The sequence below is a fragment of the Vampirovibrionales bacterium genome (genome assembly GCA_016712355.1).
Taxonomy (GTDB): Bacteria; Cyanobacteriota; Vampirovibrionia; order Vampirovibrionales; family Vampirovibrionaceae; genus JADJRF01.
Genome location: JADJRF010000005.1, coordinates 78,740 through 94,385 on the forward strand (window position 1 = coordinate 78,740; position 15,646 = coordinate 94,385).

The 15,646-nt window shown below is 55.4% G+C and carries 13 protein-coding genes and 1 pseudogene; 10 read left to right on the forward strand and 4 right to left on the reverse strand.

The annotated features are described in order from the left end of the window. Window positions 1-10: 10 nt before the first annotated feature. Complete coding sequence (prmC, locus tag IPK79_01785) at window positions 11-889, reverse strand: peptide chain release factor N(5)-glutamine methyltransferase (GenBank protein ID MBK8189163.1); 879 nt, start codon at window positions 887-889, stop codon at window positions 11-13. A 191-nt stretch (window positions 890-1,080) separates the two neighbouring features. On the opposite strand from prmC, the gene IPK79_01790 reads away from it, so the two are divergent. Both IPK79_01790 and IPK79_01795 read left to right on the forward strand, forming a co-directional pair. Then, complete coding sequence (locus IPK79_01790) at window positions 1,081-2,988, forward strand: type II/IV secretion system protein (GenBank protein MBK8189164.1); 1,908 nt, start codon at window positions 1,081-1,083, stop codon at window positions 2,986-2,988. 38 nt (window positions 2,989-3,026) lie between these two features. After that, a complete protein-coding gene (locus IPK79_01795) occupies window positions 3,027-4,262 on the forward strand; it encodes a type II secretion system F family protein (protein ID MBK8189165.1) in 1,236 nt (411 codons plus the stop codon). A gap of 29 nt (window positions 4,263-4,291) precedes the next feature. Here IPK79_01795 and IPK79_01800 read toward each other — a convergent pair whose 3' ends face one another. Next, window positions 4,292-4,483 carry a ribbon-helix-helix protein, CopG family gene (locus IPK79_01800; GenBank protein MBK8189166.1) on the reverse strand — a complete coding sequence of 64 codons (192 nt, stop codon included), beginning with the start codon at window positions 4,481-4,483 and terminating at the stop codon, window positions 4,292-4,294. A gap of 226 nt (window positions 4,484-4,709) precedes the next feature. Between IPK79_01800 and IPK79_01805 the strand changes: the two genes are divergently transcribed. The 4 genes from IPK79_01805 to IPK79_01820 all read left to right on the forward strand — a co-directional run bounded on the left by IPK79_01805 (window position 4,710) and on the right by IPK79_01820 (window position 9,082). Next, window positions 4,710-6,167: a LysM peptidoglycan-binding domain-containing protein gene (locus IPK79_01805; protein ID MBK8189167.1), complete on the forward strand. Its 1,458-nt coding sequence runs from the start codon at window positions 4,710-4,712 to the stop codon at window positions 6,165-6,167. Between the two features lie 45 nt (window positions 6,168-6,212). After that, window positions 6,213-8,051 carry an adenosylcobalamin-dependent ribonucleoside-diphosphate reductase gene (locus IPK79_01810; protein MBK8189168.1) on the forward strand — a complete coding sequence of 613 codons (1,839 nt, stop codon included), beginning with the start codon at window positions 6,213-6,215 and terminating at the stop codon, window positions 8,049-8,051. A gap of 78 nt (window positions 8,052-8,129) precedes the next feature. After that, window positions 8,130-8,594, forward strand: coding sequence for a hypothetical protein (locus tag IPK79_01815; GenBank protein ID MBK8189169.1), 465 nt, complete (start codon window positions 8,130-8,132; stop codon window positions 8,592-8,594). A 104-nt stretch (window positions 8,595-8,698) separates the two neighbouring features. Beyond that, window positions 8,699-9,082: a hypothetical protein gene (locus IPK79_01820; protein MBK8189170.1), complete on the forward strand. Its 384-nt coding sequence runs from the start codon at window positions 8,699-8,701 to the stop codon at window positions 9,080-9,082. On the opposite strand, the pseudogene IPK79_01825 reads toward IPK79_01820, so the two are convergent. Together IPK79_01825 and IPK79_01830 are read right to left on the reverse strand one after the other, a co-directional pair. Next, a pseudogene (locus IPK79_01825) lies at window positions 9,064-9,809 on the reverse strand (IS5 family transposase). The gene IPK79_01820 and the pseudogene IPK79_01825 overlap by 19 nt on opposite strands. Window positions 9,810-9,940: 131 nt before the next feature. Next, entirely contained in the window at window positions 9,941-10,840 is a 900-nt protein-coding gene (locus tag IPK79_01830; protein MBK8189171.1) for a glycosyltransferase family 2 protein, read from the reverse strand. A gap of 403 nt (window positions 10,841-11,243) precedes the next feature. Here IPK79_01830 and IPK79_01835 point away from each other — a divergent pair, with 403 nt between their 5' ends. From IPK79_01835 to IPK79_01850, 4 genes are all read left to right on the forward strand, one after another. Then, window positions 11,244-11,789 (forward strand): MerR family transcriptional regulator, encoded by a 546-nt coding sequence (locus tag IPK79_01835; GenBank protein ID MBK8189172.1) that lies wholly within the window; start codon window positions 11,244-11,246, stop codon window positions 11,787-11,789. A gap of 119 nt (window positions 11,790-11,908) precedes the next feature. Further along, entirely contained in the window at window positions 11,909-13,354 is a 1,446-nt protein-coding gene (gene sufB / locus IPK79_01840) for a Fe-S cluster assembly protein SufB (GenBank protein MBK8189173.1), read from the forward strand. A 52-nt stretch (window positions 13,355-13,406) separates the two neighbouring features. Beyond that, on the forward strand, window positions 13,407-14,168 hold the full coding sequence (sufC, locus tag IPK79_01845; GenBank protein MBK8189174.1) for a Fe-S cluster assembly ATPase SufC: 762 nt from the start codon (window positions 13,407-13,409) through the stop codon (window positions 14,166-14,168). Then, on the forward strand, window positions 14,165-15,646 hold the full coding sequence (locus IPK79_01850; protein MBK8189175.1) for a SufD family Fe-S cluster assembly protein: 1,482 nt from the start codon (window positions 14,165-14,167) through the stop codon (window positions 15,644-15,646). The genes sufC and IPK79_01850 overlap by 4 nt, the downstream gene beginning before the upstream one ends.

Below are 15,646 nucleotides of genomic sequence, written 5' to 3' on the forward strand. Positions count from 1 at the left end.
ACGGCAACGTTCAGTCCTTGTCGTCGACGCCGAGCGACAGGACGCGATCGTGTCCTGACAAGTCTTTTAAGCAAGCCGTCTGACCAAATCCATGGCGGCGGGCCAGAGAGAGAACGCCGTCGCGCATTCCGTCCCCCAGCTCTATCATGAGCGCACCCCCGCGCGTTAAAAAACCCGGGGCCTGAGCCAAGAGACGACCGTAAAGGTCATACCCATCCTCAGACGCGAAGAGAGCCAGCGACGGCTCATGCGCAGTGACTTCATCGGCGAGCGTCGGTTTGAGCGCAGGATCGATATAGGGCGGATTACTGACAATCAGGTCGAAGCGCCAACCAGCAAACGGCGAGAGTAAATCTCCCTCGGCGAAGGTAATGCGCTCAGTCAGAGAGAGCGCGCGCGCATTGTGGCGAGCGACCGCCAGCGCGCGGGGACAGACGTCGCTGGCGAAAAAGGCGAGGTCTGGTCTCTCCCGCAGGCGATCCGCCAGCGCCAGAATAATCGCGCCGGAGCCCACGCCAATATCACACGCGCTGACGCCGCGCCGCGTCTGCAAAAAACCCAACGCGGCTTCGACGAGCAATTCCGTCTCTGGGCGCGGGATGAGCGTATCGGGCGTAACGTTAAGGGTCAGGCCATAAAATCCGGCTTTTCCGGCCAGATACTGCACTGGAACACGATCGCGCAGACGACGTCGTAACAGCTCGCGCACTGTTGCCCAACGTTCGGGGTGAATCGAAGCGTCCGGGTCTTTGAAAACATCTTCGAAAGACAGGCCCGCACACTCAAGCAGAATCGCGGTTTCGGCCTGCCGTTGAGCCGACGGCATCGCCAAATGCCCCAGCGCGCGCTGAATGAAGCGATGCACGGATTTTCGGCAGCGACGGATCACAAATCCCCTTGGCGAACGAGACCGGTTAAAGAATTGTACGCGATAGCCGATAGAAAGAACGCCCCCCTTCGACGCATTCCCCCGAGCGAGCCTGTTTTGAGCCCCTCTCGTTTGAAGGTCGCAGGGAGGCTGAGGAGCCATCCGTCGGCATCAATCCTGCGAGCAAGCCGCCGACGCGCCGGAAGACCGCCGTGAATCCCCTCCCCCACGCGTCATCACAAGCCCAGTACCCACTGGGAGAAGCGCTCCCGGATTTATCCGGGACCTCGTCGTTAGGGAGTTTTCCACCCGCCGGGGAAACAAGATCCGCGTCACCGTCGCCGCAAGTGCTAGAAGCTTTACGCGCGCTTAACCCCCAGCAGAGCGCCTCTCCCAGCGCCAATGCGCCGCGCAAGCGCATCGGCGATATTCTTATTGAAGAAGGCTATATTACCGATCAGCAGTTGCAACGGGCGCTCTCGGAATCCCAGGCGACCAAAACGCCCATCGGCACCACGATGGTCAAACTGGGCTACATCGACGAAAAGAAACTCGGCCAGTGTCTGGCCAAGCTTCATGGCTTTGAATACGCTGATTTGGCAGACGTGACGCTGCAACCGGACGTCATGAAGCTGCTGCCGGACGATTTCATCAAACGCTTTATGGTTATTCCCCTGCGCGTGGATCTCAAGTTCAAACGCATGGAAGTGGTGATGGCGCGGCCCGACAACCTGCGGGTACTTGATGAAATCGCGCTGTTAACGGGCTTTCGACCCAGCCCGAAGGTCTCCACGCACAAAGAAATGGTGGCGGTCCTCGATAAGTATTACCGTCATAACGTCTCTGGCGATGACGCCATAAAAAAGATCGAAGAAGATCTACTGAAGAGTGACAGCATCTACGAGGACAGCGGCGTCACCTCGGAGCTGGAAGCGGAGATGGCTGCCGAAGACGCGCCCGTCGTCATGCTGGTCAACTCCGTGCTGCTGGAAGCAATTGAAACCGGCGCGTCCGACGTTCACATCGAGCCTCAAAAAGAACGCCTACTGGTGCGCTATCGCATTGACGGGATTCTGCACGAATCCAAGAGCATCCCCAAGAAGATGGCCAGCGCCGTAATTTCACGCGTGAAAGTCGCCAGCGGTATGGATATCGCCGAACGTCGCCGCCCGCAGGATGGCAGGATGAAGATTAAAACAGGGACCCAGGAAATCGACATGCGGGTCAATACGCTGCCTGTGCAGTTCGGCGAAAAGATCTGTATCCGGATTCTGAAAGCCACAGCCACCACCGGGGGGATCGGCACGCTTGGGTTGAGCGAAGAAGAATCGCGGGCCATTTTCCGGATGATCAAGGCGCCCAACGGCATTATTCTCGTAACGGGCCCTACAGGCTCCGGAAAAACCACCACGTTGTACTCTTGCCTGCGCGATATCAACAACCCGGAAATTAACATCACCACCATTGAGGACCCGATTGAATACCCGCTGACCGGCATCAACCAGACGCCGATCAACAGCAAGGCCGGCATGACCTTTGCATCAGCCCTGAGGGCGATTCTGCGTCAAGATCCCGACGTTATTCTGGTGGGCGAAATTCGCGACGAAGAAACGCTGGAATCCGCGATTCACGCGGCGTTGACGGGGCACTTGGTTTTTAGCACGCTTCACACCAACAGCGCCGCCAAAACGGTCACGCGGCTGCTGGAAATGGGAGCCCCCAGCTATCTGGTCAGTTCAGCCGTCATCGGCATTCTGGCGCAGCGGCTGGTGCGTCGTATCTGCAAGCACTGCAAAACCGCGTATCCGGCCACGCCGGAAGAACTGGAAATCCTTGGAATGGTCGACGCTCTCGAAGAGGTCACCCTCTACAAAGGAGCCGGCTGCGACACCTGCAACCACACTGGTTACTCAGGCCGTATGGGCTTGTACGAGATCATGCGCCTGTCTCGCGAGATTCAGGAAATGGTGGATCGCAACGAGTCGACCTTCGCCATTCAGGACGCCGCCGTGCGACAAGGCATGTACACCCTGGCCATGGACGGCAAACGTAAAATTCTTGCTGGACTCACCAGCGTAGAAGAAGTCACCCGCGTTCTGGGCCTCGAACTGGAAGGATAACCCTCGGCGCGCCGCCGCGAAACAGGAGGAAGCTCCCCATGCCCATTTACACCTATATCGCCATTGACCCCAGTACCAGCAAGTCGATTGAAGGCAAGCTGGAGGCGCTGAATCTGCGCGCGGCGAAAGAGATGATTCGCGGTCAAGGCCAGATTCCCACCAAGCTGGAAGAAGACGCCGACCATGGCGGCATGGGGCAGTTAATGGGGAGAATTCCGCTGTTAAGCAGCCTCACCAACCCGAGCCTGCGCGACACGACCATTTTTACGCAGCAGCTCTATACGCTTCTGGATGCGGGCATCCCCCTAATTGAAGGCCTGTTTCTACTGGAACAGCAAACCAGCAACAAGACCATGCAAAACTCACTGCGAAAAATACGGACCGACGTCATCTCGGGAGACTCTTTCAGCGCGGCTATCAACCGGTATCCCGCTATCTTCAATAAGCTCTACGTCAATATGATCCGCGCAGGCGAAGTATCGGGCAACCTCGATGAAATCTGCAAACGTCTGGCGATTCTGCTGGATAAAGAGATGGCGATTAAAGGCAAAGTAAAGGGCGCAATGGTAGTGCCCGTCATCACCGCCCTGATTATCTTCGCCGTCACGCTGGGGTTGCTGATCTGGGTCGTGCCGCAATTCGCCTCGTTCTTCTCCAGCCATGGCGGCGAACTGCCACTGCCCACCCAGATTCTGATGATGGCGAGCAACTTTCTGGTTGCCTTCTGGTGGGCGCTAATTATTGCCGGAGTCGCGCTGTTCTTCTGGTTTAACTTCTTCCGCAACTCCAAAATGGGCAAGCCCTTGGTGGATCAATGGGTGCTGACGTTGCCGGTTTTTGGCGATCTGCTCAACAAGTCTTATAGCAGCTCGTTTGTCAGGACGCTGGCGACCCTACAAGCCTCCGGCGTCTCGTTGACCGAGGCTATCGGCACAGGGGCGGGCACGATTGATAATACCATCGTGCGTTTGACGCTTGACAAGGCCCGAGAAAGCATCCTGGTCGGCGGCACGCTGGCGAGGCCGCTGGAGCAGGGCGGCGTCATGCCCTTTATGGTCGTAAAAATGATCGCCATCGGCGAAGAGACCGGAAACCTTGAAGGCATGCTGTACAAGGCCTCCGACCTACTCGACCGAGAGGTCGACGAAGCCATCGACAACATGACCAAACTAATCCAGCCCGCCATGACGGTCGTCTTAGGGGCGATTCTGCTCTTCGTCCTGCTGGGCCTTTATCTGCCGATCTTCGATATGCACAAGATGATGGGCAAATAACGCCCCGCCATTAGCACAAGCCCGGACGCCTACTCCAGAAGGGATTCCAGCGTTTGGGCTTCCTGCTCGGATTTGGCGCTGGTCCCGGTCGTGATCCGACGGCGGATGTAATGGCGCAAAGCCTCGCGAATCAATTCGCTGCGCGAGCGCTGCTCTTCCTCGGCAAGTTCGTCAATGCGCTTGAGGAACTCGTCTTTCATGGAAATCAGGACTCTGGCCATTGAAGCGCTCGCCTCCTCCGGGGTCTGTTTGAACAATTGCACATATAGTATATAGCATACGCGACTCTGTGCAAAATCTCAACAATGTAACGCTTTGGATCCAGAGGCCCACTGGTCTCATTTATAATGTTTTTATATTTTAATAGCACAAAACTTCGCGAGCCGGGTTTTATGCCAACAAGTTTAGGGGTTCAGGGGTAGAAATGGTTCAGGGGGTAATGGGGATATGACGACGATTAATATCAATGGCCATTCACAACCAACGGGTCCTCGCCAAGAAGCGCCGAAGCCAGCAAGTTCGCTTGATGAGCAACTTAAAGCCCGTTTCCCTTGGTCGGATGTTCATCTGCCTGCCACTCGCGCAGAATTCGTCTCTCAGATCTTCAAAACTCAGTCCGTTAATACCGATGAGGCGATCAAAGATCGATTCCCTCTTTATACGAAGGAGACTCTTAATCTGCCTGCAAATCGCGAGGAGTTTGTCGCCCAGATTATCAACGCCACGCCGTCACAACACTCCGATGCTCTTAAAGCTGGCAGAAATCCGAATCTGCCCAAACCGTCTAATTTTAAAGCCTTTAAGGCTGCAGCCGACACCACTGAAACCGCCAATCAAGCGAAAGATAGCGAGAAGAGTAATGGAGCAACGCCGCCTACCCCTTCTCTGGATACCAAACAACCTGCCCCCAAATCGTCGAACAAAGCAACCCCCAGATTTACACAAGCCCGCAAGGAAATGCGCGCCAAATATGGTTCGGTCGTAAAATCCATTCAAGCAGAACGCAGACAATTTGATCAACATTCAGCGACGGCGCCTACCAAGCACACTATTCGGGCAGGCCAAACGGCATATGACATCGCTGCGGCCAACGGCCTCACCTTACAAGATCTCAAAGCATTCAATCCGAATCAAAACCTTAACCGGATTTATGTGGGCAGAACGCTGAATCTTACAAATTCAGAAGCCACGAAGACGACTTCTTCGCCATCAGAAACGCCGAACGCCGCCAAGCAGGGAAGCATCCCCGCTTCCACAGTTCCGGAATCAGCCCGCGCGTCCGCAGAAGATCCTTCAGTATTTCTCTCTGAGAAGGCTGTTGCTGACCTAGCCGCACTCCCAGAGCCCACGGGCGTTCCACTTCCTACAAAACCGGCAGACGTTATCCATGCGGACGCCAAAGATCCGGCAAAAAGCGCCGATCAGGTAGCCCAAGAAGCGTCAAGTGGAACAGCGGCAGGTAAAACTATCGAAGTCATCCCAAAGACGCTCGATCCGTACTCACAGGAGGGTAAAACGTACCTTAACAAACGCGCGCAAGCGGATCTTTCGGAAACGGAAGCATTGGTGAACACGCCAGCAAAGCAACGGGACGGAAAACTCTCTAAAACTGAACTGACCCGGTTATTCACGAAATCAAATGAGCCGCATCCTACCGGGTTGGCCAAAAACTATTTCAGAGCCTATGACCTTAACCGTGACGGGTTTATTGATGGAAAGGAAAATGCGAAGAAATTCAAACTGGAAATGGATCCGCGCTCTGTTAACTACCAGTCCAAACTCGCAGACACACAAGACCTTACGTTCGATGGGCGTACCGTAACCTCTACCAATCGATTGTTTCTTGATGATGCGGTTCGTAACGCTCCTGATAAAGTCCGCGCAGCCGCACGAAAAATCAAATAATACGCCCGCCTTGCGACACGTCGCAATCGCGCGCATAATGGCCGCATGACGAACGACGCGCCACTGACGCCGAACGCTCTTGCCGTGCTTAACGCCCGCTATCTGGCGCGCGACGAGCGCGGCGATGCGCTGGAAACGCCGCCCCAACTCTTTCGACGCGTCGCCCAGACAATTGCCCAGGGCGAGGCCGCTCACGGGGGCTCGCCGCAAGCGGTCGCCGCTTTGAGCGACGCGTTTTACGCCCTGCTCTCAGAATTAAGATTCCTGCCCAACAGCCCGGCGCTGATGAACGCCGCCCGCCCGCTCGGCCAACTGTCGGCCTGCTATGTCCTGCCGGTAGAAGACCAGCTCGATGCGATTTTTGAAACCCTGAAACACGCGGCGCTGATTCATCAAAGCGGCGGGGGGACGGGGTTTTCGTTTTCACGCCTGCGGCCAAGCGGCGACCGCGTGCGCTCGACCATGGGCGTCTCGTCGGGACCGGTATCGTTTATGGCCGTTTATAACGCCGCAACAGACGCCATCAAACAAGGCGGGACGCGTCGCGGGGCGAACATGGGCGTCTTAAACGTCGATCATCCGGATATTGAAGCCTTTATCGCCTGTAAGCAGGACGCCGCCCGGCTGACGAACTTTAATATCTCTGTTGGCGTCACCGATGCGTTTATGGACGCTGTTAGGCAGGACGCGCCGTTCGATTTGCGGCATCCCACTACGGGCGAGACGATCAAAACTGTTGCCGCGCGCGCATTATTCGAGCAAATTACCCGCGCCGCCTGGCAGAATGGTGAGCCGGGAGTGCTGTTTATTGACCGCATCAATGCGGATCAGCCAACGCCTGCGCTAGGGCCTATCGAGGCCACCAACCCGTGTGGCGAAGTCCCCTTACTGCCCTATGAGGCCTGCAACTTAGGATCGATTCATCTGGGGCGCATGCTGACGCGCGACGGCCAAGTGGACTGGGACGGACTCGCCCGCGTCACGCGTCTTGCGACGCGGTTTCTGGATAATGTCATTACCGTCAATCGTTTTCCGCTGCCACAGACGGAAGCGATGGCGCTCGCCAACCGCAAGATTGGCTTGGGCGTCATGGGCTGGGCGGATTTACTGCTGGCGCGGGGATTGCCTTATAACAGCGACGCCGCTGTCTCATTAGCGCGAGAAGTCGCCGCGTGGATTGATTTTCATGCCAAGCGCGCCTCCATGGATTTCGCTCGCGAGCGCGGCGCGTTCTCCCATTTTAGTCAGAGCCGTTACGCAGTTGCTGGCTGGCTGACAAGTCGGCGCGCGGCCAGCGAACGCATTCGCGCGGAAGACTGGCGAGCGCTGGAAGCGGACATCATCGCCCACGGTCTGCGCAACGCGACCGTCACGTGTATCGCCCCCACCGGGACCATCAGCGTGATTGCGGGCGCATCGGGCGGCATTGAGCCGTTGTTTTCGATTGCCTTTGTCCGTCAGGTTCTGGAAGGCGCCCGTCTGAACGAATCGCATCCACTGTTCGAGAGCATCGCCCGCGAACGCGGCTTCTGGCGAGATGGTCTTATGGACGCCATTTCGCAGACAGGTTCTATCGCTGCCATGACAGAGATACCCGACGACGTGCGCCGCGTATTTGTGACAGCCCACGACATTGCCCCTGAGTGGCATATCCGTATGCAATCGGCATTTCAGGCCTATACGGATAACGCTGTTTCTAAAACCATTAATTTTCCGCAGGAGGCTTCTCTCGAAGACGTTGCACAGGCCTACCGCCAGGCGTATGACACAGGCGTTCTTAAAGGGCTGACGGCCTATCGAGACAAAAGCCGCGCCCACCAGCCCATGGCCTTGACCGCGCCGCCGGAAGGGGATGCGCCGGGGAGTTGTTCTCTCTGCGATTAATCTCCAGAAGCGGGCGCGCGAAGGGGAGTTTCAATGGCAAGTGACCCGACTATTCTCGAACCCGCTGCCTAAAAAGCAATGGGAATCACGGCGCTTCAAACCACTGTCTTTTACTGGTTAATTATCATCGGGCTCAAACTGGCGGGCCGTCGTATTTTTGGCGAACTCGGCCCGCAAGATCTGGCGGTTCTGCTACTGATTTCGGATGCGGCCAATATTGGCCTGACTCCAAGCGAAGGCGGTTTCTGCTCGTCCATTGGCAGCGTCTGCACGTTGATGCTCTGGGGCTCCGCGATCGAGCGGACCCCGGCCTTCCGGAATAGTCTGGATGTTCCAGCTATCGCGCTGGTAGAGGACGGCCAAGTGAATCATCAGGCCATGAGACGCGATAGGGTCGATGAGGAAGATTTGTCTGTCGCCGCGCGCCGCTACGGCGTTTCAGGCCCAGAATGCTTTGATCGGATGACGCTTGGAAGGCGACGGCAGTTTGCAGGGCGTATTGAAGCGCGCTCAAGGCGATACGCCTCATGTTGCTATCCCTAAAGCCGACGCTTCGGGGTAACCCGCATTAAGTCGCTTACGCACAAATGCGTCTTGAGACGCGTTTAAGAAGCAGGCCGCGGCATTGCGATGAGGACGCGTTTTCTGTGCCGATTTCTTTCAATCAGACTTCCGTCTTGCGCCAGTCGTCTTATAAGAACGTGCGCTTCGCCCAGCAAGACGCCACCTCTCCAGAGGCCAACCCGGCATTAAAGATCGCGATGGAGCTGGAACGCATTGCCATGGGGAACACTCAAGACCCTCAGTTATCGAAAAAAATCCAGGAACTGGAAGAAGTCCTGAAAAAGGCGCCCCTCGCCCATGTCCAGGCGGCCGCCGTTTATTTGGCTGAAATCCAGAAAGACAGTACCATTGATATTGAAATCCGCCTGGCCCTCTCTCGGGCAAAACTCCTGTGTGAGGCGCAGGTGGCGGATTTAAGAGTTCAGGAAGAGCTAGGCAGTGTCGACATTCATTTTAGCCAGAGGTAGATAGCGGCTAGGTGAATAAAGCTCAAAAAGGCTATATCCAGCTTGTCATAGCGGGTAGCGACACGTCGAAAGTTTTTAAGCTTGTTGAACAGACGCTCAATTTGGTTGCGCTCTTTGTAGAGATGGGTATCGTATTCTCTTTGTTCTTTCCGGTTTTTTGTGGGCGGAATCACACGCTGCACTCCAATTTCTGAGATTGAGTCTGCCAAAGCATCCGAATCATACCCTTTGTCAGCCAGAATAGCCTCTTCTGCCGGAAGATCCGCGAGCAAAGCGTGCGCTTGTGTGTGGTCAGATGCTTGGCCGGGAGTCAGGATAAAGCGCAGCGGGTTTCCGTGACTATCGCATGTGGCATGAATCTTGGTGGAAAAGCCTCCCCGGCTTCTCCCTAACGCTTGGGGACCAGCGCTTTTTTTGCCCCTGCCGCGCATTGGTGCGCCCGGATAATGGTGGAATCAATCATGAGCCATTCGGTGTCCGCATCTGCTGCCAGTGTATTGAAAATCATCTGCCATACACCCTTTTCAGCCCAGCGTAAGAAACGCTTGTGCACGCTATACCATTTACCGAACTCCGGTGGTAAAGACCGCCAGCGGCCTCCGTTTCTGCCCACCCAATAGACGGCCTCCACAAACAAACGATTGTCCGACGCCGTTCTGCCCGGATCACCGGCCTTCCCCGGCAGGGCGTCCTTGATTTTCTCCCACTGCTCATCCGTTAATTCCATCTCTCTATCCTCGCATAACCAACAAGGATAGTAGATCACGGATTCCTAATTAGGGGAAGTGTGAATGTCGACACCACCTAGATCGTTTCTTCCAGAGATCCTAATGAGGGTATTCTCAGCGCATTCTGGCTCTAGAAGAACGGCTCTAGAATCTTCGCGGAGACGCGCAGCGCACTTTCGGCTGCGGTCAACGGCAATCCTTGCCGACGCCGATAGCGGATTTTTGCCAGTCGCGCAGCCCAGCGCAAGCGACCCGGCATGGCCTCTGAGACCAATAATTTTTCAATTTCTTCGTAACACAGAAGCGTATTATCTCTCGCGTGGGCGGGCACGTCGTATGTGCGGTGCATATTACTAGCATGTTTGCGGTAATACACCTTGGCCGCCGGATCGAAAAACACATGGCCTCGCAACGCGAAAGCCAGCCAGTTATACCAATCCCCGCTATGCGTCAACGCCGGATGGAACTTGCCGTAGCGCTCATAACAAGATTTCCGGGCAATCACAGCCGGCGACGCGACGCCATTTCCCTGAATCAACTGGATAAAAAAGTCTTGTCCGTTAATGGGCTGTGGCGTCGCAGGCAACCCCGCTGCATCGTGACGGGGCAAGGTCTGCTCTTGGGGACGGCCCTTCTCGTCCATAATTTGCGCCCGGCAGAAGGCGTAGGCGATGTCGTCGTATTCGGCGAACGGCGCTACCAGATCCGCTAGCGCCGTGGGCGAAGCCAGACAATCATCGGCGGAAATCAGCCAGATAAGCTGACCGGACGCCTGATCCAATCCGCTATTGTAGTTGGCCAGATGCCCGACATTGGCCTTTTGTCGGTAATATCGCACGCGCGTATCGCGACACGCCAAGTCCAGTGACACTTGCCGGGTATTATCCGTCGAGCAGTCGTCGAGAATCAGCACCTCGAAGCGGCGGTAGGTCTGCGTCAGCATCGACGCAACGCACGTCTCCAGATAGCGGCCATAGTTGTAACACGGCGCAAGAAACGTCACCAAGGGATTATAAAGGCGTTCAGTCATTCAAGGGCGTGCTTTCGGCGACACAATGGCCCTCCAGTGTAGGTGATGCGCGACGCACATGAAACCCGTGCGGTCAGTTATGTTAATTTTTAGCAATAACCTACGCTTGAGTCAGCTCTCTCAAGCGCTTATCTCACAGACCTCTTTGCCCAAGACAACAGAAGCGTGAAGGCGTATTCCCGATAATTCCCATACATTGACGTTAACGTTAGGGTAAGCTAGGATAGACAATACAGACTCCAGAGAGCCTGCCAGAGATCTACTAAAAAAGAGCTTTTCTGTTTCTTTTTACTTATTACTTAATCTTCACTTTTTACAACGTTTTAATACGAACTGAGACTCGCCAGTTTTCGGCGCCCGTCTTTCTCCGTCCTGAACAAGCCAACCCGCGAGGTTTCCTACGATGAGTACGGCCAGCCAATCCAGCGTCAATTCGCCAGATGTTTTTATGGCCCCGCATGCCTTGCACGCAGCCGCTGCGCCGGATCGCGCCCATACCGCCGGTGAAGAGCTTTTTACTATTGGCGAATTGGCCAAGTTGTGTGACGTGACGGTGCGTACGCTGCGCTATTACGAAGAAATGGATCTCATTGCTCCAGTCGGCCGCACCTCGGGGAAGTACAGGCTTTATGACGCGCGCTCGATTAAGCGGCTTCAGGCGATTCAGACTTTCCAAAGCCTCAATTATTCGCTTGAACAGATTCTGGTGATTCTAGGTCCGTATTCGCGGATTGAAACCCTTGAAAAAGGCGAACGCATTCAGAATACGCGGCGCAACGTGGCCGCCCAAAAGGCAATGGTCGAGGCCAAGCTGACGGCGCTGCAAGAAATTCGCAGCGAACTGGATCATCGCCTTAAAGTGCTGTCCGCCCAGTGCGATCCGTGCTGCGCTGAAAAAGCAGACACGTGCCATGAAGGATGTGAGCTTCAGCCCATCCATTGGAGTTAAATTCACTGCTCTTTTATCCCTGCGGCCTTTGTCGCATAATATAACAGCCTAAACCCCTCACCCCAATAAAACGCCACAGTAAGGCCTGAGGCCCTCCTCTACAGGAGTCTTTTTTCCTAATGAGTACGATGGATATCCTGACCGACCAGGCCTATCAATACGGTTTTACCACCGACATTGAGGCGGATATTTTCCCTAAGGGGCTGAACGAATCCGTTATTCGCGGCATCTCCGCCAAGAAGAACGAACCCGCCTTTATGCTGGATTTTAGACTGAAGGCGTTTGCCGCCTGGCAAAAAATGACGCCGCCGCAATGGGGAGAAGTGGCCTATCCTCCTATTGATTTTCAGGATATCAGTTATTATTCGGCCCCCAAACAGACGCCGCAAAAAAAGGAATCCCTCGACGAGATTGACCCGGAATTGCTGCGCACGTTTGAAAAGCTAGGCATTCCCCTGTCAGAGCAAAAAAAGTTGACTGGCGTACCGGTGGCCGTGGACGCGGTGTTTGACAGCGTGTCGGTTGCCACCACGTTTAAGCGCGATCTCGCCAAACATGGCGTAATTTTTTGCTCTATTTCTGAAGCCGTCCAGGAGCATCCGGATTTAATCCGTCAATATCTGGGCTCTGTGGTCCCCCATACGGACAATTATTACGCGGCGCTCAATGCTGCGGTTTTTACAGACGGATCGTTTGTCTTCGTTCCAAAAAACACGCGCTGTCCGATGGAACTTTCTACGTATTTTCGGATTAATACCGCCGAAAGCGGTCAATTCGAACGCACGCTGATTATCTGCGAAGAGGGCGCCAGCGTCAGTTATCTGGAAGGTTGTACCGCGCCGCAATTTTCGCGCAACCAGCTTCATGCCGCCGTGGTCGAACTTGTCGCGTTGAGCGACGCCGATATCAAATATTCGACCGTTCAAAACTGGTATGCTGGCGACCCCAAAACAGGCGAAGGCGGTATTTATAACTTTGTCACCAAACGCGGTAAATGCGCTGGCGAGCGTGCGCGCATCTCGTGGACGCAGGTAGAAACAGGTTCGGCCATTACCTGGAAATATCCGAGTTGCATTCTGGCGGGCGACGACTCTGTGGGCGAGTTTTATTCCATTGCGCTCACCAATCACTTCCAACAGGCAGACACGGGAACCAAGATGATTCATCTGGGCGCCAACACGCGCAGCCGAATCATCTCCAAGGGAATTTCTGCCGGGCGCTCGCGCAATAGCTATCGCGGCGCTGTGGTGGTTAAAAAGAATGCCCACAACGCTCGCAACTACACGCAATGCGACTCCATGCTGATTGGCGCCCTGTGCTCGGCCAATACGTTTCCGCTGATTGAGGCGGCCGCGCCTACGGCGCACATCGAACATGAGGCGTCCACATCCAAAATCAGCGAAGAGCAGCTTTTTTATTTCCAACAACGCGGCATCGGCGCAGAAGAAGCCGTCAGCGCTATTATTAATGGTTTTTGTCGAGACGTCTTTAACGAATTGCCCGGCGAGTTCGCCGAAGAAGCCCGCCGACTGCTCGGCCTCAAGCTGGAAAACTCGGTGGGTTAATTCCGCATGACGAACGAAACGATTTCTCTGTAACCCTAAATGGAGCTTCTCCGTGATTGAAATTCGCGACCTGCACGCCAGCATCAACGACGCCCCTATTCTAAAAGGCGTCAACCTCACCGTTAAAAAGGGCGAAATCCATGCCATTATGGGCCCTAACGGCTCGGGTAAAAGCACGCTGGCCAAAGTTATCGTAGGGCATCCAGCCTTTAGCATCACGCAGGGAGCAATTCTGTTCAATGGTGAAGACGTCTCGCAATGGACGCCCGACGAGCGCGCACGGCGCGGGATTTTTCTGGCGTTTCAGTATCCGGTAGAAATACCCGGCGTCAATAATGCCAGCTTCCTAAGACTGGCTGTTAATGCCAAACGCGCCCATCACGGAGAAGACCCTCTCGATGAAGTCGCATTTTCCGCCTTTTTACAGGACAAAGCCAAACTGGTGGAAATGGACGAAGAGTTTCTTAATCGCGCCGTTAACGCCGGATTTTCAGGCGGCGAAAAAAAGCGCAACGAAATTCTGCAAATGGCGGCGCTGGATCCCATGCTCGGACTACTTGATGAAACCGATTCCGGGCTGGATATCGATGCGCTGCGCATTGTCGCCAATGGGGTCAACCGCCTGATGACGCCGGACAAGGCGCTGATTCTGGTCACGCACTACCAGCGGCTGCTCGATTATATTCGCCCGGATTACGTCCACGTGCTGGCAGACGGCCGTATTATCAAATCAGGTCGCAAGGAACTGGCTCTGGAGCTGGAAGATCGCGGATACGACTGGCTATTAGAGAAATCGCATGAGGCGGTCGCATGAGCGCGCAAGCCTTCGAGGGCCTGGAGCCCACCGCGCTCACCTGGCTGCTGCGACCGTCTGACGCCTTGAGCGAGGAAACGTCGACAGAGAAGGGCTGTACGGGCGAAATCGTCGAACCGGCCTGGCTGACAGAGCGACGTCAACAGGCTCAAGCGCGTTTTTCAGAAGTGGGCGCGCCGTCTCGTCGTGATGACGCCTGGAAATACGTGGATTTGCGGACCCTTCAGCAAACATCTTTTACGCCTGCGCGCGCTTTATCCGTGGAAAACGAAGCCCGGGCATTCGACCAGCTCACTTCAGCTGGTCATCTCTTGCCAGAAGCCGCTCCTCTTCGACTGGCCTTCGTCAATGGCGCGTTCTGCCCCCGCCTTTCCTCTTCTCAAGCGGACATAGACGAAGCCGCGCCCGGCCTCGTTCTGACAACGTTACAGGCGTTTTTGCGCGCCCCTGAGCAATGGCCTGATGCGATCAATAAGGATCTGCCGCAATCGTTTCTTGCCGGAGTCTCGCAGGAAGATGATGCTTTCGCCTTGCTGAACGCCATTCACAGCCGTGACGCTGCGCTGGTGATTCTGCCTGAAGGCGTAACGCTCGCCCGTCCTCTGCAATTGTTGTTTAGCCAATCGGGCTCTGCTGAGCATCCGCAATTAAGCGCTCAGCGGGCTTTTGTATCAATGGGCGCACGGTCGCAGGCGACGATTTTAGTACAAACGGTCGGCGAGGATGCAACGCCTTACTGGGCCAATACGGGACTCGATTGTCTTTGCGCCGAAGAGAGTCGACTGAATCTGGTGATTGCCCAGGTTGATGGCGAAAACGGCGCTGGATTTCTGGCGACGCGCGCCCGTCTGGATCAGAAGGCGCATCTGTCTCTTACGTGCGCCACATTTGGCGGCCATATTGCCCGACATGCGCTTACGGTTCGGCTGACGGGCGAAAACGCCCACCTGGCGTTACACGGCTTGAATACCCTGCGAGGGCAGACCCAATCGCATCAGCGCGCGGTGGTGATTCATGAAACGCCCAACGCTTCCAGCGCGCAAACGTTTAAAGGTATTCTCGACGAGCAGTCTCGGGCCGATTTTGACGGCATAATTGTCGTCAGCCGCGATGCCGTTGGAACGGACGCCACCCAACTGAATAAAAACCTGCTTTTGAGCGAAGAGGCTGTCGCCTATGCCCGCCCGCAACTACGTATCGACGCCGATGACGTCAAGTGTGCGCATGGGGCAACCGTTGGGCAGCTAGAGCCCGATGAGCTGTTTTACCTGACCAGCCGGGGCTTGCCATCTGCTGTGGCGCAGTGCCTGCTGACTTTCGGCTTCGCCGAGGATATCGCGCAAAGCGTCGCCGATCCCGCCATTCGGCAATATCTGGAACGCTTGATTCTGCGTAATCTCGACCACCAAAACAGTCCTTTGAGCTGCTTTACCGAGTGCGAGATTTGTCCCGCCTCTCAATCGGCTCACGGATGCTAA